Origin of the sequence: Niameybacter massiliensis (assembly GCF_001282685.1) — a bacterium.
GTDB classification, from domain to species: Bacteria; Bacillota; Clostridia; order Lachnospirales; family Cellulosilyticaceae; genus Holtiella; species Holtiella tumoricola.
This window is the reverse complement of record NZ_LN875035.1, coordinates 277,862-299,968: the sequence shown is the minus strand read 5'-3', so window position 1 is coordinate 299,968 and position 22,107 is coordinate 277,862. Positions and strand designations below refer to the sequence as shown.

The following is a 22,107-nucleotide window of genomic DNA, read 5'->3' as shown; positions in this document are numbered from 1 at the left end:
AAAGGAGTTAAAACATGGGAAAAATTATGGCAATATGTATGAGCGAGAAAAAAGGTACACAAAAACAGCCGGTTAAAAGTTGTGAACTTATTTGTGAGCATGGGCTTAAAGAAGATGCACATGCAGGGAATTGGCATCGCCAAGTAAGTTTATTAGCATTTGAAAAAATAGAAGATTTTAAAGCACGTGGTGCACAAGTAAAGGATGGAGATTTTGGAGAAAACTTAGTTGTGGCAGGTATTGACCTTGTAAACTTGCCAGTAGGCACTTTATTACGTTCTGGTAATATTTTATTACAAGTTACACAAATAGGAAAAGAGTGTCATAAACATTGTCAAATCTATTATAAAATGGGAGAATGTATTATGCCTAAACAAGGTATTTTTGCACGTGTATTAGAAGGTGGTATACTAAATGAAGGGGATGAAATATATGTGGTGGAAGTATAGAAAACTTTTTATACTATTAAGTAGTTTAGTTATGTTTATATTATCAGGGTGTAGCCCGAAAAATTTAGACCAAGTCACATTAAATGTTTCAGCAGCCTCTTCTTTGAAGGAGCCACTTAATGAGATCATAAATATGTATAATGCACAACATCCAAACGCTGAGATTACATTAAATTTTGCGGGTACGAATACACTAAAAATGCAAATCCTAGAAGGTGCAGAAGTTGACTTGTTTTTATCAGCGAATAAAGATATTTATGAAGAGTTAGAAGGAAAAGGATACTTCTTGAAAGGACAAATTTTAGCACATAATGATGTCGTACTTATAGCTTCTTTAGAATCACAAAATACAATCAATCAAATTGAAGATCTAGCAAAAGAGGGATGTCAACTTATTTTAGCAGAAGAAGGTGTACCTATAAGCATATATGCTAAACAGATTATGGAAGCGTTAGAACTTAGTTATGGTGAAGGATTTAAAGAGCAGTGCTTACAAAATGTAGTCTCAAAAGAAACGAATGTAAAGCAAGTACTTACTAAAATAGTACTTGGTGAAGGGGATTGTGGATTTGTCTATAATTCTGATTTAATGGGTGAAACGAGAGACAAAGTACGTGTACTACCCCTTCCAGAAGAGGCAAAGGTTGAAACACAATATTGGATAGGTCAATTAAGACAGACCAAACATCAAGAAGAAGCTGAACAGCTTTATGACTTTATTCTTTCTGAACAAGGTAGACAAGTAATGCAAAAATATGGTTTTAGATAAGGAGGAATATATGTTTACAGTAGGTATTATTACCGCAAGTGATAAAGGTTCACAAGGATTAAGAGAAGATGTGAGTGGTGCACTATTACGTACATTGTTAGAAGAAGCTGGTTATCAAGTAGTTACTTATGAAATAGTTGCGGATGAAGAAGAACAACTAGAAGCAAGTATGATAAAGATGTGTGATGAAGATCATGTAGACTTACTTGTTACAACAGGGGGGACAGGCTTTTCGAAAAGAGATGTAACGCCAGAGGCTACAAAAAAAGTGATCACTAAAGAAACGCCAGGTATCGTAGAGGCTATGCGATATTATAGTCTGCAAATTACACCAAGGGCTATGCTAAGTCGTGCAGTAGCTGGTATTCGCAATCAAACGCTTATTATTAATTTACCTGGAAGTCCCAAAGCTGTTAAGGAGAACTTAAGCTTTATTCTACCTTCCCTTACACATGGCTTAGAGATTATGATAGGAAGTGCTAAGGAATGTGGAAGAAAATAGGCAATATGAGCCTTAAAAACAAACTTATTTGGGGATTTTTAGCACTAGGAACTATTCCTAGCTTATTTTCAGGTGCTATTATTTATAATGAGATGAATACCATTATTGAAATGATACTTTCTACTTTAACCCCAAATGATGCACTACAAGTACACTTACAGCTTCAGAAAATAGATACTTTATATATTAAAATGAATCTAATTATTATAACTTTATCTATTTGTTTTTCAATAGGTGTTTCTTATAATTTTATCCAAGGTATAAGGAAACTTATTAGTCATTTTCAAAGGGTTCGACAAGGGGAGTTTAACTTTGAAGTGGAAGTGGAAAAAGAAGATGAAATAGGAAGCCTAACCCAATCTTTTAAAGAAATGAAAGAAGAACTTAGTCATCTAATTGATAAAACCTATAAGCTAGAGATTAGTGAAAAAAATGCTCAACTTAAAGCATTGCAAGCACAAATTAGCCCTCATTTTTTATATAATGCATTAGATATGATTAATTGGGCCCTCATTGAAAACGGAGATATTGAGATGAGTCATATTGTTATTGCATTATCAGATATTTTAAGGTATAGCATTGATGATACAAAAAAGCAAGTTAAAGTAAGAGAAGAACTGCAACAAATACAAAATTATTTACTTGTCCAAAAAAGTAGATTTGAAGAACGGCTAAACTATAAAATACAAATACAACCTGATATTTTAGAAAATGAAATCCCAAAACTTTTGCTACAGCCCATTGTAGAAAATGCGGTAATTCATGGAGTTGAAAATAGGCAAAAAGAGGGCTTTGTAAGAATTAGTGGGAGAGCAGAGGATGATAAACTTATTTTTGAGATTAAAGATAATGGATTAGGAATTAAACCAGAACGTCTTGAAAAATTAAGACAAAAAATAGCAATAGCAGATAAAATAGTAGACGGGAATGAAAAAGTACATATCGGACTTGCTAATGTAAATCAACGTATTCAGCTAACCTATGGCGAAAAAAGTAGTATGGAAATTAAGAGTAAGGTAGATGAAGGAACAACGATATGTATTATTTTAGAAAGGAGGGATGACTTAGATGAGAATCTTGATAATAGATGATGAGCCTAAAATTAGAAGAGGTATGGAGAAACTCATCAAGACGGTAGAAAAAGATGCGGATGTATATACAGCGGAAGATGGTTTATTAGCTTTAGAATTAATGAAATCTATTATACCAGATATTATATTTGTAGATATAAAAATGCCACATATGAGTGGACTTGAATTTATAAGTCATGCAAAGGAAGTAAGTTCACATATTCAATTTGTTATAGCAAGTGGTTATGGCGAATTTGAGTATGCACAACAAGCTATCCATTATAATGTAATTGGCTATATTTTAAAACCTATTATGCCAGCTAAAATAGTAGAAGTATTAGAAAAAGCTAAACAAAATCACTTACAATATTTTAAAAGTTTAGAAAGTCTAGAAGAACTTAAAATGAAGTATTTAGATGAACTTTTACACGTACCTTATTTAAGTGAAGAAAAACTTGAAGCTGCATTAAATAAAATACAATTAAAAAATCAGTATTGGATTCTAGCTGGTAAAAGTCATAAAAAGTTAGATGATATAAAGAATGAATTAACTACAATTATTCAAAAGACATGTACCTTAAAATGCAACATTCTTATTACTACTGCAGAGAATAAGATAATTAGTATACTAAGTTGTAAAGAAATGCATTTATGTAAATGTAATAATAAAATAGAGAATGCATTAAAAAGTACAATGTTTTTTGATAAACTTATATCTAGTGATCTTTTAACAGATAAAGAAGCAATAAAACATCATATTCAACTTTTACTCGAGCAGCTAGACCATGATAAGGATAAAGGTGGAAGTATTCATATTGTTCAAAAGATAAAGAGCTATGTACATACTAATTATCAAGATAAAATTAGCTTACAAGATATAGCAGAACAAGTTTATTTACATCCCGCCTATATCTCAGATTTGTTTAAAAAGACTACAGGTGAAAAATTAACCGATTATATTATGCATATTCGAATAGAGAAAGCTAAAGAGCTTTTACGGACTAAAGATATGAAGATATATATGCTTGCCGAGCAAGTAGGATTTAATAACGAAAAATATTTTAGTAAAGTTTTTAAAGAACTAGAAGGCATGACGCCTAATGAATATCGTAGAGAACATCAAGTTTACTGAAAGTGATGTACATATAGAAGAGTGTGTTAAGCTAAGCTTTATAACTTATATATTTAGGTACTAAAGAAAGTGCTGAACTAAAAATTTTAATTCATCTTATAAAAATTTCATATGAAGGGTTATACTAATGAAGTAATAACAGTATATCAATTGGAATAGAATATATATTTCAAATTTTGGAGTTTAGGAATATATCTGTGATGTTATAGAGAGAAACGGATAAGAAAAAAGGATTTACTTATTTTACCTATTGTAGAGGTATTCAAGTAAATCCTTTTTATTTAACACTAATCAGCTTTATGTGGGAGGATAAGATTAAGAAGAAGTGCTGTGACGAAGCCACCTACGATGGCTTGACTAAACATATTTTGTATAAGTGTTGGAAGTGCACGCATTACTTCTGGACAGTTGCTAAGTCCGAAACCTACAGCACAAGAAGCAGCTACAATAAGGCCTGTGCGGTCAGAAATTTTGCCGTTATTAATAAGAAGATTGAGACCACTCATGCTGATCATAGCAAACATAAGGATAACAGCGCCACCAAGTACTGGGTTAGGAATAGAAGCGACAATAGCACCAAGTTTAGGGAAAAGTGCACAAAGAATAAGGAAGACTGCACCAGTCATAAGGACGAAGCGGTTAACAACTTTAGTCATACCAATAAGACCTACATTTTGACTAAAAGAAGTATTAGGCATAACGCCAAAAAGGGTTGCAAAGGCACTTCCAAAACCATCAGCATGAACTGCACCTTGAAGTTCTCGGTCTGTAATATCACGACCTAGACCACCTACAGCAATACCTGTATTGTCACCAATGGTTTCAACTGTTGTTGCTAAGTATACAAGAATAAATGGGATAATAGCTTCTAGATGGAAAGAGTATTCAAGACCTTCAATCATAAAGATTGGTTTAGGTAAAGCAAACCATGGAGCAGTTGCAACACCAGAAAAGTCTACGATACCCATAAAGATGGCTACAATATAACCGACGATAATACCAATGAGAATAGAAGAAATACTTAAGAAACCTTTGCCAAATTGTCTGAGTGCAATAATGGTTACAAAAACAATGATACCTAGAAGGAGATTTTGTAGTGAACCAAAGCTTGGATCGCTTTGTGCACCTACACCACCACCAATAAATTGAATACCGACAGGGATAAGGGAAATACCAAGGATAAGTACAACGGTTCCGCTTACAACGTGAGGAATAAGTTTTCTAAGAGGTTTGATGATAAAGCCGAGTAAAAACTCTACGCATGCACCAATGAGAGAAGCTCCCATAATAGCACCATAGCCAAACTGTGTACCTACACCAATACTTACTGGAATGAAGCCGGAGCTGGTGCCCATAACAACAGGGAGGCCAGAACCTACTTTCCAAATAGGATAGAGCTGTAAGAGGGTAATTAGACCTGCAACAAACATTGCATTTTGGAGTAGAATAATTCGTATGTCCATATTCATGCTTAATACACCTGCAAGTACAAGTAATGGGGCCAAGTTTCCAGCATACATGGCCAGGATGTGTTGCATACCTAGTGGAATGGCATCTTTTAGTGGTACACTTCCTTCTAGTTGATACATATTTTCTTTTTTACAATTCATATGTACACTCCTCCTTATAAAATGATTTGTACTACTAGTGTATTGATAAAAAAAATAAAATAGTACAAAAATTTTAAGGTAACCTAAAAATTTTTGTACTATTTGCTTAGTCATAAGTTTTATAATGCACATTAAAATGATAGTTCATCGCTTGCTTAAAGGCCTCAAAATCTTTGGCAAGAAGAGCTGCAACGATTTTCTCATGTTTAGCAACAGTTTGTTCCATATAGGGTGGCTGAATGTGTTGCTTATGATATTTATCACATGCCCAAACGGCTTGGATAATAGAAGATAAAATAGTATTCCCTGTAGAAGCAAAAAGTGTTTGATGGAAGTTCGCATCAGCTTCATAAAATTCAGCTCCAAAGATAAGCTGAAGATTCTTTTGCTTACTATTTTCCTTTTGAATATTTTGCATTATTTCTAGATGGTTCTGTAGTAGAATGAGATCCTCTTGGGTTAAATGATCAAAGGCTTCTTGAAGAAAACCAAGTTCTAAAGTGCGCCTAACGGCCAAAGTCTGAGATAAAAGTTTTTCGCTATCTCCGGCTAAATTATAGAGTAAATTATGGAATAAAAAATCTGTATTAAACTCTTGTATAATAATACCAACACCTGGTTTTGAGCTAACGATTCCAGAGATTTCTAAAGATTTGATAGCTTCTCTTAATACATTTCTACTGACACCAAGTAGGGTACACATCTCCATTTCTGTAGGAAGTTTATCACCTGGTTTAAGTTGATTTTGAACAATATAATCTTTGAGTTCGTCGTAAACTTGTAAATAGAGTTTGCGACTTTTTAAGTTTTTCATAGTAGGTGCTTTTGTATGAGACATTAGACACAACCTTTATTAAAATATTTGTAGCTTTTTGAAATTAAGTACATGAACATAGTATTAAAGTTTGATTTAAATGTCAACAAACGTATTGACATTTAAATTTATACTAAAGTATTATAATAGTAGTTTGTAGGACAAAGTACAAATAAACAAAAAAGATGTATAGGAGATTATATAATGAGCCAGTTTGATATTGAAAGTATAAGCGGTGTTATTCCTGCAATGCTTACATTATTTGATGAAAATGAAGAAGTTGATGTTAAAAGAACAGAGGCACTCGTTGACTTTTTATTAGAAAGAGATGTAGATGGATTTTATCTTACAGGAAGTACCGGAGAAGGCTTTTTAATGACAGGGGAGGAGCGAAAAAAGGTAGTAGAAACTGTTGTTCATAGAGTAGCAGGAAGAAAACCTGTGATTGTACATATAGGGGATATTGGGACTAAAAAATCTATAGATCTTGCAAAACATGCTTATGAAGTCGGGGCAGATGCAGTTTCTTCTGTGCCACCTTTTTACTGGAAGTTTAGCGAACAAAATATCTATAATTATTATAAAGATATTGCAGAGGCGACACCTCTTCCAATGATTATTTATAATGTGCCATTAGCTGGCCTGATGGGAACAGAACTTATTTTAAAGTTATCCCAACTAGAGAATGTAAAGGGTTTGAAATTTACAGGCAAAGACCACGATCAAATGGGACATCTTAAAGAGATTTTGGGTGAAAAGTTTATGATTTATTCAGGATGTGATGAAATGTCATTTTCCGGGCTTTCTTTAGGAACTGATGGTATTATTGGTTCATTTTATAATGTAATGCCAGAATTATTCAAAGAGATTAACCAAGCTGTTCAAAATGGAGAACTTACCAAAGGTGTGCGTCTACAAAAAATTGCAACAGAAATTATTCTTGCAGCATTAAAATATGACTATATAGCACTGATGAGAAATATGATTAAGTGGCAAGGTATTGATGCGGGGTATTCACGTAGACCTTTTACTAACTATAAAGACAGTGAGTTAGATACATTTAAAGAAGTATTAAGAGAAATTAAAGACAAGTATTATGTAACAGAAGTAGGGTTCTTAAAAAATATTTAAAGGTGGAGACTATAAGGATGGGCGAATTAAAGTGGGTCAATGTTGAAACAAGTGGTGAACAGGGGTTTAAAGCTTATAGAATACCAGGGATTGTAGTGACAACAAAAGGTACAATAATCACCTATTACGAAACAAGATTGGGAGAAAGTGATTGGAGTACACGTGGGATAGGTGTACGAAGAAGTATAGATGGAGGTGCTACTTTTGGTGCAAGGCAGATGGTGGTCTATGATGATGAAATTGCCATCAATAATCCTGTAATGATTGCATCAAAAGATGGAAACGTACATTTTTTATGGCAAAAAGATTATAGGCAACTTTTCTATCAAGTAAGCTATGATGATGGTGCTACTTTTTCCGAGCCAGTGAGTATTTTAGAATGTGTAGAGGCTTTTAGACAAGAATATAATTGGTCTTTGTTTGCAGTAGGTCCAGGGCATGGAATTGAACTACAAAATGGAAGGTTAGTTGTGCCTATTTGGCTAGCAGGGGGAGAAGGGAATAATCATTTTCCTACGCAGGTGAGTACCATTATAAGTGATGATGGTGGGCAAACATGGGAGTGTGGTGAGATAATTTATGGGAGTGACTGTACAGAGGATGACTTTGTTTGGCCAAATGAAACACAAGCTGTAGAGCTATCAGATGGCCGTGTAATGCTTAATATTCGTCACAATGGAAAAGTACATTATCGCTATACTGCCATATCTCCTAATGGGAAAGATCAATTTTCTAAGCCTGTTGCAGATATGAATTTACCAGATCCTATTTGTTTTGGAAGTATTGTAAAAGCAGAGGATACCATTTTATTTGTCAATTGTGCACACAACGATGTAAGGGGTTGGGCGCCACGAATTAATTTAACTGTCCGTATGAGCGAAGATAATGCAAAAACATGGAAATATAGTAAAAAGATTGCAGAAGTCGCAGGGTATGCAGATATTGCAATTTCACCAGATGGAAAGTACTATTATTGCTTTTTTGAGCATAATAAAGTAGAAGAAGGTGGCTATCCGGAGGCATTAATTCTTGCTGTGTTTGATAAGATGTATCTTATGAAATAAAAAAAGTGAAAATGAATAGCGAATAAAGATCTACTTATTTGTCAGTAAATGGCATTTAGGTAGAACTTTATTGCACTTATGGTAATATTTATATATTTATTAAAAAGTTAAGTATTAAGAAGTCGTTAAAAAAACAAATAGTAATTATTGACTAAAATTATACTATAGTTTATAATTTTAGTGTAAATGAATAGGCAAAACAAGGGAAACCTTGCGACGCAAAGCTATAGGGGTTAAGGCATATGCTATACCAGCCAGTTGCTAAAAGTTAATATAAGCTTTTATTTGAGTATTAACTTTTATTAAGGATACAAATTCAATTTGTACCCTTATTCGCTGTGGTCTATTCCTATTGGATAGGCTTTTTTTGCGTCCTTATCTATTTCATAAGAATTATAAGAATAGGAAGGAAGAAAGAAATGAAAAAAATGATGAAAAAACTAGCAGCAGTAGGATTAGTTGTAATGAGTGTAGGTGCAACACCAGTTATGGCAGCGCCTGTACAAGCAACAAGTGTAACTAATCAACAAAATGTAGGAATGCAAGGTATTACACCTAATATTACAACAGTTAGATATTCAGATATGGTAAAAGGCGATGGTGCTGTTCATATCGAATTTAAACTGAATGGTGTCAAATTAACAACAACAGATCCTTACAAGTTTAGTGATGCAGTAACACATAACTATGATGTAAGCGTATCAGAAGGTGTACATTACAACAAAGAACTCTTCTCAATGAATGTAAACTGGTCAAATCCAGGTATTGCATACAACGGAGATTGGGTGATTAATATTGATGGTTCTGTATTTTCAGATGGCGCAGATAGAACAATTACGATTAAAGTTATTAATGATTTAGCCCATGTTGGTACACCATCTATTACAACAAATGTAGATAAAGGTGTTACCGTTCAACAATTAACACAAGGCTTTGACCTTGTTATGAATATTAACAATGCAAGATTTAATACAACATGTTTTGGAAATTACATCAGAGTGAGTATGATGAATTCATGTGGTATGTATATTTATCCAGTAGCATACTGTGATAGCCTTAAGCCAAATCAAGTTAAAATGCGCGTACAAGCAATGAATGGTGTAGAATCTTGGAGAACACATTTCGAATTTAAAATTGAAGGCAATGCAACAAACTCATCTGTACCAATTAACGTTAGAATTCCAATCATTAGATAAATTTAGTAGAAAACTCAGCTAAATTTATAGTATATGAAAACCCTATTTAGATTGAAACAGTAAGAATTCTAAAAGTATATGCAAAGTAACTAGAGGTAGAATTTATAGATAAAGAGATTACATATCATGTAAAAGATTAGAAGTTATTTTTGTTTATAAAGGATGATATCTAAATAGTGATTAATACAGAAAAAATAAAATGAGTGAATATATGTATTGAGAACTTGGATATAGAGAACATTCCTGAAAAATAAGAAGAACTATTTATAAAAATTTATAATATAAGCATTCGATTAATTAATCCAGTAGAAGCAAGTGTAATAGAGTTATAGATAGTTAAAAAATTATATAAAGATAAAATTACTGTAGGAAGTATAGAAGAAAAAGGGATAAGATTAATAAAAGAGAAGGCCTAATCAAGAATTTTGATTAGGCCTTTTTTAGTGATCTAATATAGATAATTTGATGAGATTATATAGTTAAAAAGATAACACTATTATTTTAGTATTAAAATTTAAATATTGAATATAATTAAATATAAAATTAAGAAAATTTAATTGACAAAAATTGGTAAAACTACTAAAATTATATTATGAGTATTAAAGGATTTAGTTAAATATTATATTTTTGAGATTAGTTTATAAAATTAACGATAGTATTATTTTACCAACTATTAATAAAGGAGAAGATGTATGAAATGGCTACAATTAGAGAAATCGCTGAATTAGCAAATGTATCTATGAGCACGGTTTCTAGGTTGCTCAATGGGGATAATACCCTTAATATTTCAGACGAAACACGCAGCAGAATATTAGAAGTTGCACATAAATTGCAATACAAAACAATTAAAGAAAGAAAATTAAAGGAAACGATTAAAAAATGTAAATACGAACTTGCTATTGTCCATCTATACTCTCAAGCTGAAGAACTAAGTGATTCTTATTATTTAGGTGTTAAAAATAGTATGATTTACGAGGCACAGGAAAGGAATTGTACAATCACATGTTTTTATTATGCTGATCAATTAGATATTCAATCTGTATTAGAACGATATGATGGTATTATGATTTTGGGTGGAACTGATGCCTTTAGAAAAGAGTTGTATGAGATAGATAAACAAATGATTACAAAGGTAGTATTTGTAGATTTTGATCCTCATATCAGGGAGGCTGATTGCATTGTAATAGATTTTAAACAGCTTATGCATCAAGCAATAGATTACTTACTAGGATTAGGATATGAAAAGATTGGTTATCTGGGAAATACAAATTTTACCTATGATAATATGAAAGATTACATTGAAGGTGAAGAACGGGGATACTATTTTGAAAAGATCTTAAAATCTCATAAGAAGTTTTCGAGTGAATATCTTTACAATTGTTCTGGATATTCAAGTGAAGCAGGATATCAAGCTATAAAAAATGCAGTAAATAAGGGGGGATTGCCAGAGGTATTATTTGTTGTAACAGATACAGTTGCTATAGGTGTATTAAAGGCGTTAAGGGAATTAAATATTAGAGTACCTGAGGATATTGGCATTATTGGCTGTAATGATACACCTACGTCAGAATTTCTTATGCCTAGCTTGACAACCATCAAAATTCCAATGCAAATGATAGGGGAAATGGCTATTGTTCTGATGTTAAATAGAATAGAAAATACAAGAAGTTTAGGTGTACGAGTATCTGTTCCAACAGAATTAATAATTAGAGAGAGTTGTAAAAGTTAAGCTAAAAGTGAAAGGGGATAAAATATGAGTCTGTTTAATAATAGTAAAAATGATTGGGAGAATTTAGAAGTATTAGAGCGAAATAGACAATCACCAAGGTGTTTCTACACAACATATGAAACAAAAGAGAAAGCACTAACTTTCAATCGCAGTAACTCAGAAGCATATCATAGTCTTAATGGTGAATGGAAATTTTACTACAGCAAAACACCTTGGCATTTCCCTAATGGATGCGAAGGGCAAGTATTTGATGACAGCCAGTGGAAGACGATACAAGTGCCAAGCGAATGGCAATTTCAAGGTTACGATGCACCTCATTATACAGACGCTATTGCCATATTTCCTATTTTAGATGAAGTTGTTTTACCAACACATAATCCTACAGGTTTATACAGGAAAAAAATAGAGATAACAGAACAACAATTACATAAGCAAATTATTTTAAGATTTGATGGTGTAGAAAGTGCATTTCACCTATGGGTAAATGGCATGGAGGTAGGATACAGCCAAGGAAGCCGTCTAACAAGTGAATTCGATATTACTAATTATTTGGTAAGAGGAGAAAACGTAATAGCAGTAAAAGTCTATAAGTTCTGTGATGGGAGCTACATTGAAAATCAAGACATGTGGTGGCTGAGTGGGATTTTTAGAGAGGTTTCTATGATTGAACGACCTAGAGTACAAATTAAGGATTATACTATTATAACAAGTCCACTTGATACGTTAGATAAATGGATTCTAGATGTAAGCCTAAAAGTAGAGAATTTAGATTCAGACAATAGCGTAGCTTGTATACAGTTAAGGCTAGAGGATGATGGTAATTTGATTAATGAACAGCAGGTAGATATATCTTCTCTTTTAGCTCAACAAGAAGAAATTATTCAGGTAAAATTTAGTGTTGAAAATCCCGTTTTGTGGTCAGCAGAGCAGCCAAAACTATATGATCTTATTTTAACTTTTAATAATGGTAACATTAATGAATACTTAGCCATAAAGGTTGGCTTTAGAGAGGTTAAAATTGAAAATGGATTGATGCTTATTAATGGGAAGGCTATTAAGCTTAAAGGTGTTAATAGACATGATTGGTGTTGTGAAACTGGTAGAACTGTAACCTATGAATGGATGGAAGAAGAAGTAAAGATGATGAAGCAGCACAATATTAATGCTGTTAGAACAGCACATTATCCAAATCATCCAGACTTTTTTGATCTATGTGATAAGTATGGACTTTATGTCATAGAAGAGGCAGATATTGAATGTGATCAGCTAGGATACATCAAAGATCGTGATCGAATTAGTGATGATATAAGATGGCAAAAATCTTACGTAGATAGAGTTTCTCGCATGGTTTTAAGAGATAAAAATCATCCATCTGTAATCATGTGGTCTCTTGGAAATGAATCAGGATACGGGTGTAACTTTAAAGCATGTTATTATTGGTGCAAGGCAAATGATCCTACAAGGTTAGTACATTATGAAGAAGATCGCTTTGCAGAAACAGCTGATGTATTGAGTACGATGTATACGACACATGAAAAGTTAGAGGAAATAGGAAAACTTAAGTTGAATAAGCCACACATTGTCTGTGAATATGCCCATGCTATGGGAAATGGACCAGGAGGGTTAAAGGAGTACTGGGATATTTTTTATAAGTATCCTAGATTACAAGGTGGTTTTGTATGGGAATGGATAGAACATGGTATTCTTCAAAAAACACCAGATGGTAGACTATACTTTGCATATGGAGGCGACTTCGATGATGAGCCTAATGGAAAGAACTTTTGTACAGATGGCTTGATTCAAGGTAATCATAAACCAACGCCTGGGCTTAAGGAACTAAAGAAAATATTAGAGCCTATTAAGTTAGAGCTTGTAAATGAAAAGCCTATGACAGTGAAGGTTAAAAACTTATATGATTTTATTAGTCTTTCAGATATAACATTAGAATGGGAAATTGTTAGTGAGAATGAGGTTCTCTATGAAGGGAATGTTATATTACCAGATATTAAGCCAGGTGAGAGCGAGATTATTGAGCTTAGAAAATATGAACAAGAGGCAAATAAAGAATACTGGCTAAATTGTAAAGTGTTAAAAGAAGATGAAATTAGTAGTTATCAGTTTAAACTCTCAACAGTAAAACATAGAGTCAATCAAAATATGAAGTATTCTCATAAGAGCTCACTACAAGTTAGGGAAGGAGATTTACAAATATCTGTTATTGGAGAAGGATGGAGTTTGAAAATTGATAAAATAACAGGTAAGCTGGTTAACTATAGAGTCAAAGGAGTTGAATGCATAGAAGAACCGTTTAAATTGGAACTATGGAGAGCACCACTAGATAATGATATCAAACAAGTAGCACATTGGAAGCAACATTATATTCATATTTTAAATGAAATTGTTAAAACAGTTGAGATAATGTATGAGCAAGAAAAAATAATAGTAAAAGTGGAGGGGATTGTAGCACCTATATTAGTTAATTGGCACATTGACTATGAGTATCAGTACACAATTTTACCAACTGGAGAGGTAGAGTTAACTTATACGGGTATACCTAAAGGAAAGTTGCCAGACTCATTCCCAAGAATAGGTATTCATATGGGAATCAACAAAGAATTGAATGAGGCTACATGGTATGGAAAAGGACCAGGAGAGAGCTATATAGATAGTCAAGAGAGCCAATTAATAGGTACTTATCGCAGCAGTATTGAAAATCTACATCAAGATTATGTAAAACCACAGGAAAATGGAAATCACACGAATGTGAAATGGATACTTATGAGTAATGAGCAGCAAGGGCTTTTAATTGTAGCACCTGAAAAAATTAATTTTGGAGCAGGTTATTATAGTATTAAAATGTTAGAAGCAGCAAGACATACAGTAGATCTTCAACCATCTGAGTATATACACTTACGATTAGATGAAAAGGTACATGGATTAGGAAGTGCAAGTTGGGGACCCAATCCGTTACCACAACATAGTGTAAGTACTAGACCTTTTAGAATACAATTTGTAATGGGTACGAGCACAACCAATATCAAAGATTGCTTTGAATCTGTAAGTGAAATTTGTAAGCATTTTGGATATAGTTATTGTACTTTATAACGAAAAGGGTGAGAAAAATTATGGGAGCAAATGAAGGTAAAGAGAAGTTTATTAACAAAATTAAATTAAATGTGAAAACAGCACCGTATTATTTTTTATTACCTATATTAGTTCTGTATTTAGTTTTTATGGTATACCCCATTATAGATTCCTTTATATTGAGTTTCCAAAAATTTGAACAGGGTCAGTATAGTTTTGCAGGATTGCAAAACTATATAAGACTCTTTAATGATCCGGTATTTACAACAGCGTTAAAAAACACATTTTTCTACTTAATTATTCAAGTACCTATTATGGTGGGGTTGGCACTTTTCCTTGCTGTTATTTTGGAGCAATATATTATAGTAGGAAGAGAATTTTTCAGAATGTCTATGTTTCTACCTTCAGTAACAGCATTAGTTGCATATGCATTGATATTTAAACTCTTATTAAACACAGATTTTGGTATGCTCAATTATCTATTGTCCTTAATAGGAATTGATAAGGTAGATTGGCTTAATGGTGTATTGACAGCTAAATTATCTATTGTCCTTGCTATTACGTGGAAATGGACGGGATACAATATGGTCATATTAACAGCGGGGATTAAGGGGATTTCAGATGAATTATATGAAGCAGCGGATATTGATGGAGCAGGAAAATGGCAAAAGTTTAGATATATTACTATTCCTTCGCTAAAGCCTGTGATCCTATTCTCTACGATTACTTCAACGATTGGAACATTACAGTTATTTGATGAGTCCTATATTTTGACACAAGGTGGTCCTGATAATGCAACAATTACAGTTGGACATTACCTCTATAATACTGGATTTAAATTTTTTGATTTTGGATATGCAGCAGCTATAAGTTATGCATTAGTAGTCATTATTTTAATCTTATCTATTATTCAGATGAAGGTTACGGAAGAGAGGGATTAATGATGAGGGTAAAAAAGAAGATTACAGTTGGAAAAATAATAGTTTATAGTTTTTTAGCATTAGCTGTACTCACTGCGTTATTTCCTTTTTATTTTATGATAGTATCTGCAACGGCATCACAAGGCGAAATTTTAAATATACCTCCCAATTTATTTTTCAGTGATAAACTTTTTCACAATTGGGAAGTCCTTAATCAAAAGATAGATATTATTAGAGTTTTGTTTAATTCCTTATTTATTACAATTACATATACTTGTTTAACTCTTATTTTACACTCTATGGCAGGATTTGCTTTGACTAAGTATGAATTTAAAGGGAAAAAGTTTATTTTCCTTTTAATTCTAATGACTATGATGATCCCAGCTCAAGTACTTTATGTACCACTTTTTGAACTTATGAACAATATGGGATGGGCTAATTCATATCAGGCTGTTATCTTACCAGGTTTAGCAAATGCCTTTGGTATATTTTTGATGAGGCAGAATATGATGGCTTTTCCAATATCCCTTATTGAAGCCGCAAGAATTGACGGATGTGGAGAATTTGGTATATTTACTAGAATTACACTACCAAATATGAAACCGGCATTAGGAGCACTTGCGATTTATATGTTTATGACACAATGGAATAGTTTTATGTGGCCCTTAATTATTTTAAGTACAAAAGATATGTACACATTCCCAGTTGCATTAGCAGTATTAGATGGAATGGCATGGAAGAAGGATTATGGGGTGATTATGCTAGGAACGACAATAGCGGTACTACCTATTGCGTTGATGTTTTTATTCATGCAAAAACACTTTGTTGCAGGCATTATGGGCGGTGCAATAAAAGAATAAAAATAAGGGGGAATAAGTTATGAGAAGTATGAGAAAATGGGGAGCATTAGGATTAGCGGCAATACTTGGAATAGGAGGATTAGCTGGGTGTGGACAAAAAACTGCTGAAACATCAAGTGATAATTCTACAGGAGAGATGAAGGGAGATATAACTATATGGAGTTGGGATGTTGCATTGATGCAGCTCCAATCTTCAGCAGAAAAATTTAATGAACAGTATCCAGATGTAAAATTCCATTTTGAAGAAATGGGACCTAGCCAAATTTATGATAAAATGACAACTTCTCTTGCTTCTGGGATAGGGCTACCGGATATTATTACTCTAGAAGGAGAACAAATGTCTAGATTTGGATATAATTTCCCTGATAAATTTGAAGATTTCTCAGAGATGATAGATGAAAGTAAATTCTTGCCTATTAAAATGGGAGAGTGTAAAGTAGGGGACAAAGTTATTGCATATCCATGGGATAGTGCACCAGCAGGATTATTTTATAGAACAGATTACTTTGAGCAAGCAGGTATAAAGGCTGAAGATATAAAGACGTGGGATGATTTTATTGAAGCTGGCAAGGTAATAGATCAAAAGCTAGGTATTAAGATGATGAGCCTTGCAGAATCTAGACAAGATACATTATATAGATTTATGCTTATGCAATTAGGTAGTTTCTATTTTGATAAAGAAGGTAATTCACAATTTAATAGTCCAGAATCTATTCTAGCGATGTCAAAAGTACAAGAAATTTATAAAGCAGGCATTACACTGTCTAATAATAGTTGGGATGATTTTGTAACAGGCATTGCTTCTGGAAAAGTAGCATCTTTCCCAGAAGCAGTATGGATGATCGGTTCTTTAAAAGAAGTTGCACCTGATCAAAGTGGCAAATGGGCTGTGATGCCATTACCACAATTTTCAGAAATGAAATCTACATCAGCTGGAAGTAATGGTGGTTCAGTTATTACTGTTCCTACTACAAGCAAAAATGCTCATGTAGCAAAAGAATTTGTAAAGTTTGCAATGACAGATGAAGCATTACTTGAGGAAGGATTTAGTAACTATGGATTATATCCATCCTATATGCCGGTATTTGAAAGTGATATGTTCAATGAAGAAGTAGAATATTTAGGTGGTCAAAAGGCATGGCAAATGTTTGCAGAAGTAGGAAAGATTATAGAACCAGTGAATTATACGGAGAATTTTGCAGAAGCACTAGAAATGATGAAAGGTGCTGTTGCAAGAACATTACTTAAAAACGAAAATGTAACAGCAACTATGGAGCAAGTACAGGCTGAAGCTACTAATAAATTTGGAAAGTAGAAATTAGATAGGGCAAAAAAGCTCTAGTATATGTAAAGACTGTACTAGAGTTTTTTTGCGCAAGAATTGAGAAAAAAGGAGAAAAAATATGAGAATAAAAGCTTGCTTACTTCTTATAGTAGTTGCAATGATTTGGGGATCAGGGTTTATTTTTTCTCAAATAGCATTAGATACAGGGGCGACACCTTTAACTATTCTCAGTATCAGGTTTCCAATAGCATTCATAATAGTAGGTATTGTTTTTATAAAGCATCTTAAAAATTTTACAAAGCAGGAACTAATAGGAGGTGTTATAACTGGGGGATGTCTTTTTTTTGCATTTGCCTTTCAGACATTAGGACTACAGTATACCACTCCTAGTAGTAACGCTTTTCTTACTGCGATAAATGTTTTAATTGTACCACTTATATGTTGGGGAGTTTATAGGCAACCGCCTAGAAAAAATCTATGGATTGGAAGTTTAGCTGCTCTTTTAGGAATCGGACTGTTAACAATCAAAAGTGATTTTAAAATTGGAATGGGAGATTCCTTATCTCTACTATGTTCGATAGGATTTGCATTACATATTTTTTTTACAGGACATTACAGAGATAGAATAAGTATACCTAAAATAATGGTTTTACAGATGGCAACGGCAAGCATACTTTCTTTGATATGCAGTTTATTGTTAGAGGGGAATGCACTTTTTATAGCTGATTATAGTATGAAATCATTGATTGCTATAGTTTATTTAGGGGTGATGAGTACATGTGTAGCGTTTTTTATGCAAACGTATGCTCAGCAGTATGCTGCAAGTGTAGAGACTTCTATCATTTTATCAAGTGAAGCTTTTTTTGCTACAGTGTTTTCTATTATGCTTGGTTATGAGAAGTTAACACTTAATATTGTTTTTGGAGGGACACTTATTATTATTGCGGCAATTATTGCTGAAGTGGGAGATGCCATACTGGAAAAAATAAAATGTCTTAAATCTACTTAAGTGTTAAAGGAGGTAGAAAAATGACTGAGATATTAAATAGGAAAAGTATAAGAAAAGAAATTTATACAGTTATTATTCCCGTTATATTAGAAAACATTTTGCAACTATCAGCGGGGTTAGTTACAATGGCTATGATAGGACGTTTATCTCCTATAGATGTATCAGCACAAGGCTTATGCGTAAGATTGACAGATATGGTTTGGTGTCTATTCAAAGGAATTTCTATTGGAACCATGTTATATGTAACAAGGGAATATGGATGCGGTAATAGAGAAAATATCAAAAAGATCGTATTACAAGTATCAAGTACTGTATTATTATTAAGTATTATATTTCAACAGTTTTTCTTTTGGAAGCCTGATTGGATTCTAAGTTTTTATAATCCTCCAACCAATATTTTATTAAATGGAATAGATTATTTGCAGATTATTGTATGGGGGTTACCTTTTGTTGCTATTATGTCAATGGTTACAGGTACATTACAAGGGGTTGGAGATACAAAAACACCTATGTGGATTGCAGTGGGTATGAATACTGTAAATATCATAATGGGGTATACATTAATTTTTGGGAAAATGGGTTTCCAAGCCTTAGGCTTAAAAGGTGCTGCTATTGCATTAGTATGTGCACAGGGAATAGGTGCTTTAGCAGGAATCATAATTCTATTTAGAAAAAAGGGTGTTTTGGGTCCTATACGAATAGAAGAATTATCTGGTTGGAATTTAAAATGGATTAAAAAAGTATATGGTGCAGGTATTCCAGCTTCTTTTGAATCTATGTTTTGGCAGATGGCAGCAATATTAATTAGTAAGGTTATTTTGAGTTATGGTGAAATTGCATTTTCTGCACATCAGATGGGGATACAAGCAGAATCAATAGCTGAAATGCCAGCAATAGGTTTTGGAGTAGCTTCAACTATATTTGTAGGTCGAGCAGTGGGTAAAAAGGATAAGAATCTAGAACAGCAATATATGAGAGAATTAGTAAAGGGGTCAGCAATTATTAGTATATGTGGGTCAATTATTATGATCTTTTTCCCTAAACTATTAATGAGAGCTTTAACAACAGATGCTCAAGTCATTGAATTAGGGATGTATTATATTTTCTTGATGGGACTCATACAATTGCCACAAAATCTCTCTCGAATTTTTAATGGTGCACTAAGAGCGCTTGGATATACAAAGTTACCTATGATTATAGCAGGAATAGGATTATGGGGAATCAGAGTACCTTTATCTTATTTATTAGCCTATGTTTTTCATGTGAATATTATAGCGATTTGGGTAATCATTTGTTTAGACCAGGCAATACGGTTTATTATAAGTGTTATCTTTTATAAAAAAGAAGATAGCTTATTGAAAAGATGGCGTAAAGAAGTAATTAGTGAATAGGAAGGAAAAGTATAAAATTAAAAATTCTAAACAAATAGTTGATAGACATCAGCATATCAACTATAGTGCTAAAGGCAATTTCATTTTATAAAAAGATGAAGTTGCCTTTTTATTTGTTATCTTTTGTCATGGATATGAGAAAGGATAATCTGTCGATTTTGAATAGCAATCATGCCTTCATCTTTTAATTTTTTTAATTCACGAAAAAGTGAAGGACGCTGTACACCTAGATAATCAGCCAACTGCTTTTTGCTTATAGGTAAAGTAACAGTACGGCTGTTTTGTTCTACAGACAAGCCATGTAAATAGTCTAAAAGATTTTCGCGTAGAGACTTTTGGGTATACATAGTGATTTTTTTGTTCATGCCTTGGGCGTTTAAAGATAAGTTTTTTACAAATTGCATTGTAAATTGGTAGTCATGCAGTAAGTGTTCAACATTCTTTTTATCCAGATGCAAAAGCTCACAATCGGCTGTACAGTAGATATTCATGGGATAATAATTTGCATTGCCAAAAAGAAGATTTGCACCAATGATACTATCTTTTTCAAATTCAAAGACTACATTTTCTGAGCCATTATGGGCCAGGGCATAGGCAACTAAGCTACCAGATTGCACAATATCCATACTCTTGCAAGACTCACCCTGCATATATACGGTGACACCCTTTTTATATTTTTTATAGGTTAAACTTAATTGTTTGAGTAAAACTTGCTCCACCCCGTCAAAAATAGGAATATCCTTCATGTTAATCCCACCTCTTTATGCATCATTCTATCTTAAATTATTCTATCTTAAATGACTCTATTTAAAAAGAAACATAGGAGTCTCTTTTTTCTTCCTAAAATCTTGTATGATGGGAACAGATTACTAAGAAAAGGAGCAGAATCATGGATATTTTTACAATAGCTATTTGGATCATCACTGCAGGCCTATTGATTGCATCTTTGATTAAGGACAAAGGGAAAACAAAGGAAGCAATGAAGAAGGCATTTTTTATGGGAAGGGGGATGGCGCTATCAATTTTTGCTGTAATATTTGCCATTGGGTTTATTCTTGCCATACTGCCTCCAGAGCAAATTGCAGTTTTAATTGGTAAACAAAATGTATATGTTGCCACCATTGCAGCAGCAGCCTTTGGAACAGTAACATTGATCCCAGCCTTTATTGCATTTCCCCTTATTGGAACATTATCTAGTGCTGGTGTTGGCATTATGCCATCAGTAGCCTTTTTAACCACACTTACCATGGTAGGTGTTGCAACCTTTCCACTAGAAAAAAGAGAGTTTGGAACAAAGTTTGCAGTGACTAGAAATGTATTAAGTTTTGTATTTGCAATAATCATTGCATGGATGATGGGAGGTATATTATGACAAAGGTTATTCGATTTATTAGAGCTAATTTATTTTTAATAATGGTTGTTATGGGGTACGGAGGATTGATGGTTATCAATCCACAAATGAGTTTACAAGGTATTAAAAATAGTGAGTACTATATCAAAGAAATGCTTATGATTATGCCTGTTATCTTTGTATTGACAGCCCTTTTAGATACCTGGATTCCAAAAGAAACCATCATGAAGTATTTGGGTAAGGAGGCAAAGGTAAAAGGAACATTTTTAGCTTTTTTACTTGGGAGTATATCAGCAGGACCTATTTATGCTGCCTTTCCTTTTTGTGTCATGCTTCACCAAAAAGGTGCATCTATTAAAAATATCGTCATTATTTTAAGTTCATGGGCGGTAGTTAAAATTCCTATGCTTTTAAACGAAGCAAAGTTTTTAGGAATGAAATTTATGATTATTCGATGGATTTTTACTGTGATTTCTATTTTAATCTTTGCTTGGATTACTCAAAAGATAGTGAAAGATGAGGACTTACCACATAGAGAAGAAGTGGCGCAGAAGGGGCTCTTTATTAATAAAGATACCTGTATGGGGTGTACGGTATGTACTAAAAAGTACCCAGATGTATTTACAATGGATGGGAAGAAAGCCAGTATAAAAGCATACAATGATCTGGATCAGCAACTTTTACATAAAACAATAGAGACTTGCCCCGTTAAGGCGATTCAATATAATGAATAGGAAAGAC

At 33.1% G+C, this 22,107-nt stretch carries 20 protein-coding genes and 1 riboswitch; of the genes, 17 read left to right on the top strand and 3 right to left on the bottom strand.

Translation table 11 applies throughout. From position 1 onward, the window contains the following. The first annotated feature begins 14 nt into the window (after nt 1–14). Genes BN2390_RS06945 through BN2390_RS06925 form a run of 5 tightly spaced genes read left to right on the top strand, consistent with a single transcriptional unit; the run spans nt 15 to nt 3,922 of the window. Nucleotides 15–449: an MOSC domain-containing protein gene (locus BN2390_RS06945; RefSeq protein ID WP_053983632.1), complete on the top strand. Its 435-nt coding sequence runs from the start codon at nt 15–17 to the stop codon at nt 447–449. Further along, a complete protein-coding gene (gene modA, locus BN2390_RS06940) occupies nt 415–1,218 on the top strand; it encodes a molybdate ABC transporter substrate-binding protein (protein WP_082238651.1) in 804 nt (267 codons plus the stop codon). Before BN2390_RS06945 ends, modA begins: the two co-directional genes overlap by 35 nt. A gap of 10 nt (nt 1,219–1,228) precedes the next feature. Beyond that, nucleotides 1,229–1,720, top strand: coding sequence for a MogA/MoaB family molybdenum cofactor biosynthesis protein (locus tag BN2390_RS06935; RefSeq protein WP_053983630.1), 492 nt, complete (start codon nt 1,229–1,231; stop codon nt 1,718–1,720). Then, the gene (locus tag BN2390_RS06930) at nt 1,705–2,811 is read left to right on the top strand and encodes a sensor histidine kinase (RefSeq protein WP_053983629.1); all 1,107 of its coding nucleotides are present in this window, start codon (nt 1,705–1,707) and stop codon (nt 2,809–2,811) included. Before BN2390_RS06935 ends, BN2390_RS06930 begins: the two co-directional genes overlap by 16 nt. Beyond that, nucleotides 2,789–3,922, top strand: a complete 1,134-nt coding sequence (locus BN2390_RS06925) for a response regulator transcription factor (RefSeq protein WP_053983628.1) — start codon at nt 2,789–2,791, stop codon at nt 3,920–3,922. The genes BN2390_RS06930 and BN2390_RS06925 overlap by 23 nt, the downstream gene beginning before the upstream one ends. 287 nt (nt 3,923–4,209) lie before the next feature. On the opposite strand, the gene BN2390_RS06920 is transcribed toward BN2390_RS06925, so the two are convergent. Both BN2390_RS06920 and BN2390_RS06915 read right to left on the bottom strand, forming a co-directional pair. After that, nucleotides 4,210–5,532 (bottom strand): uracil-xanthine permease family protein, encoded by a 1,323-nt coding sequence (locus tag BN2390_RS06920; RefSeq protein WP_053983627.1) that lies wholly within the window; start codon nt 5,530–5,532, stop codon nt 4,210–4,212. 106 nt (nt 5,533–5,638) lie between these two features. Beyond that, entirely contained in the window at nt 5,639–6,370 is a 732-nt protein-coding gene (locus BN2390_RS06915) for a FadR/GntR family transcriptional regulator (protein WP_053983626.1), read from the bottom strand. Between the two features lie 180 nt (nt 6,371–6,550). Between BN2390_RS06915 and BN2390_RS06910 the strand changes: the two genes are divergently transcribed. The 10 genes from BN2390_RS06910 (at nt 6,551) to BN2390_RS06865 (ending at nt 20,015) form a co-directional block, all read left to right on the top strand. Beyond that, complete coding sequence (locus BN2390_RS06910) at nt 6,551–7,477, top strand: dihydrodipicolinate synthase family protein (protein WP_053983625.1); 927 nt, start codon at nt 6,551–6,553, stop codon at nt 7,475–7,477. A 17-nt stretch (nt 7,478–7,494) separates the two neighbouring features. Further along, on the top strand, nt 7,495–8,541 hold the full coding sequence (locus tag BN2390_RS06905; RefSeq protein WP_053983624.1) for a sialidase family protein: 1,047 nt from the start codon (nt 7,495–7,497) through the stop codon (nt 8,539–8,541). A gap of 183 nt (nt 8,542–8,724) precedes the next feature. Beyond that, nucleotides 8,725–8,807: riboswitch (cyclic di-GMP riboswitch) on the top strand. Nucleotides 8,808–8,960: 153 nt separating this feature from the next. Further along, a complete protein-coding gene (locus BN2390_RS06900; RefSeq protein ID WP_053983623.1) occupies nt 8,961–9,737 on the top strand; it encodes a hypothetical protein in 777 nt (258 codons plus the stop codon). Nucleotides 9,738–10,434: 697 nt separating this feature from the next. Continuing rightward, complete coding sequence (locus BN2390_RS06895; protein ID WP_053983622.1) at nt 10,435–11,466, top strand: LacI family DNA-binding transcriptional regulator; 1,032 nt, start codon at nt 10,435–10,437, stop codon at nt 11,464–11,466. A 24-nt stretch (nt 11,467–11,490) separates the two neighbouring features. Next, nucleotides 11,491–14,571, top strand: a complete 3,081-nt coding sequence (locus BN2390_RS06890) for a glycoside hydrolase family 2 TIM barrel-domain containing protein (RefSeq protein WP_053983621.1) — start codon at nt 11,491–11,493, stop codon at nt 14,569–14,571. Between the two features lie 20 nt (nt 14,572–14,591). Further along, a complete protein-coding gene (locus BN2390_RS06885) occupies nt 14,592–15,491 on the top strand; it encodes a carbohydrate ABC transporter permease (RefSeq protein WP_053983620.1) in 900 nt (299 codons plus the stop codon). Beyond that, nucleotides 15,491–16,330 carry a carbohydrate ABC transporter permease gene (locus tag BN2390_RS06880; protein WP_053983619.1) on the top strand — a complete coding sequence of 280 codons (840 nt, stop codon included), beginning with the start codon at nt 15,491–15,493 and terminating at the stop codon, nt 16,328–16,330. The genes BN2390_RS06885 and BN2390_RS06880 overlap by 1 nt, the downstream gene beginning before the upstream one ends. A gap of 19 nt (nt 16,331–16,349) precedes the next feature. Next, nucleotides 16,350–17,645 carry an ABC transporter substrate-binding protein gene (locus BN2390_RS06875; protein ID WP_053983618.1) on the top strand — a complete coding sequence of 432 codons (1,296 nt, stop codon included), beginning with the start codon at nt 16,350–16,352 and terminating at the stop codon, nt 17,643–17,645. A gap of 88 nt (nt 17,646–17,733) precedes the next feature. Next, nucleotides 17,734–18,624: a DMT family transporter gene (locus tag BN2390_RS06870; protein WP_053983617.1), complete on the top strand. Its 891-nt coding sequence runs from the start codon at nt 17,734–17,736 to the stop codon at nt 18,622–18,624. Nucleotides 18,625–18,644: 20 nt separating this feature from the next. Continuing rightward, nucleotides 18,645–20,015 carry an MATE family efflux transporter gene (locus BN2390_RS06865; protein WP_053983616.1) on the top strand — a complete coding sequence of 457 codons (1,371 nt, stop codon included), beginning with the start codon at nt 18,645–18,647 and terminating at the stop codon, nt 20,013–20,015. Between the two features lie 116 nt (nt 20,016–20,131). Here the strand turns inward: BN2390_RS06865 and BN2390_RS06860 are convergent, their stop codons facing one another. Then, the gene (locus tag BN2390_RS06860; RefSeq protein ID WP_053983615.1) at nt 20,132–20,761 is read right to left on the bottom strand and encodes a Crp/Fnr family transcriptional regulator; all 630 of its coding nucleotides are present in this window, start codon (nt 20,759–20,761) and stop codon (nt 20,132–20,134) included. A 143-nt stretch (nt 20,762–20,904) separates the two neighbouring features. Between BN2390_RS06860 and BN2390_RS06855 the strand changes: the two genes are divergently transcribed. Both BN2390_RS06855 and BN2390_RS06850 read left to right on the top strand, forming a co-directional pair. Beyond that, nucleotides 20,905–21,387 (top strand): permease, encoded by a 483-nt coding sequence (locus tag BN2390_RS06855; protein ID WP_053983614.1) that lies wholly within the window; start codon nt 20,905–20,907, stop codon nt 21,385–21,387. After that, nucleotides 21,384–22,100, top strand: a complete 717-nt coding sequence (locus tag BN2390_RS06850) for a permease (RefSeq protein WP_053983613.1) — start codon at nt 21,384–21,386, stop codon at nt 22,098–22,100. The genes BN2390_RS06855 and BN2390_RS06850 overlap by 4 nt, the downstream gene beginning before the upstream one ends. Nucleotides 22,101–22,107: the final 7 nt, after the last annotated feature.

Bases quoted from the DNA above. Each gene is read 5' to 3' on its own strand.
- BN2390_RS06945 (WP_053983632.1), top strand. From the start codon at position 15: ATGGGAAAAATTATGGCAATATGTATGAGCGAGAAAAAAGGTACACAA.
- modA (WP_082238651.1), top strand. From the start codon at position 415: ATGAAGGGGATGAAATATATGTGGTGGAAGTATAGAAAACTTTTTATA.
- BN2390_RS06935 (WP_053983630.1), top strand. From the start codon at position 1,229: ATGTTTACAGTAGGTATTATTACCGCAAGTGATAAAGGTTCACAAGGA.
- BN2390_RS06930 (WP_053983629.1), top strand. From the start codon at position 1,705: ATGTGGAAGAAAATAGGCAATATGAGCCTTAAAAACAAACTTATTTGG.
- BN2390_RS06925 (WP_053983628.1), top strand. From the start codon at position 2,789: ATGAGAATCTTGATAATAGATGATGAGCCTAAAATTAGAAGAGGTATG.
- BN2390_RS06920 (WP_053983627.1), bottom strand. From the start codon at position 5,532: ATGAATTGTAAAAAAGAAAATATGTATCAACTAGAAGGAAGTGTACCA.
- BN2390_RS06915 (WP_053983626.1), bottom strand. From the start codon at position 6,370: ATGTCTCATACAAAAGCACCTACTATGAAAAACTTAAAAAGTCGCAAA.
- BN2390_RS06910 (WP_053983625.1), top strand. From the start codon at position 6,551: ATGAGCCAGTTTGATATTGAAAGTATAAGCGGTGTTATTCCTGCAATG.
- BN2390_RS06905 (WP_053983624.1), top strand. From the start codon at position 7,495: ATGGGCGAATTAAAGTGGGTCAATGTTGAAACAAGTGGTGAACAGGGG.
- BN2390_RS06900 (WP_053983623.1), top strand. From the start codon at position 8,961: ATGAAAAAAATGATGAAAAAACTAGCAGCAGTAGGATTAGTTGTAATG.
- BN2390_RS06895 (WP_053983622.1), top strand. From the start codon at position 10,435: ATGGCTACAATTAGAGAAATCGCTGAATTAGCAAATGTATCTATGAGC.
- BN2390_RS06890 (WP_053983621.1), top strand. From the start codon at position 11,491: ATGAGTCTGTTTAATAATAGTAAAAATGATTGGGAGAATTTAGAAGTA.
- BN2390_RS06885 (WP_053983620.1), top strand. From the start codon at position 14,592: ATGGGAGCAAATGAAGGTAAAGAGAAGTTTATTAACAAAATTAAATTA.
- BN2390_RS06880 (WP_053983619.1), top strand. From the start codon at position 15,491: ATGATGAGGGTAAAAAAGAAGATTACAGTTGGAAAAATAATAGTTTAT.
- BN2390_RS06875 (WP_053983618.1), top strand. From the start codon at position 16,350: ATGAGAAGTATGAGAAAATGGGGAGCATTAGGATTAGCGGCAATACTT.
- BN2390_RS06870 (WP_053983617.1), top strand. From the start codon at position 17,734: ATGAGAATAAAAGCTTGCTTACTTCTTATAGTAGTTGCAATGATTTGG.
- BN2390_RS06865 (WP_053983616.1), top strand. From the start codon at position 18,645: ATGACTGAGATATTAAATAGGAAAAGTATAAGAAAAGAAATTTATACA.
- BN2390_RS06860 (WP_053983615.1), bottom strand. From the start codon at position 20,761: ATGAAGGATATTCCTATTTTTGACGGGGTGGAGCAAGTTTTACTCAAA.
- BN2390_RS06855 (WP_053983614.1), top strand. From the start codon at position 20,905: ATGGATATTTTTACAATAGCTATTTGGATCATCACTGCAGGCCTATTG.
- BN2390_RS06850 (WP_053983613.1), top strand. From the start codon at position 21,384: ATGACAAAGGTTATTCGATTTATTAGAGCTAATTTATTTTTAATAATG.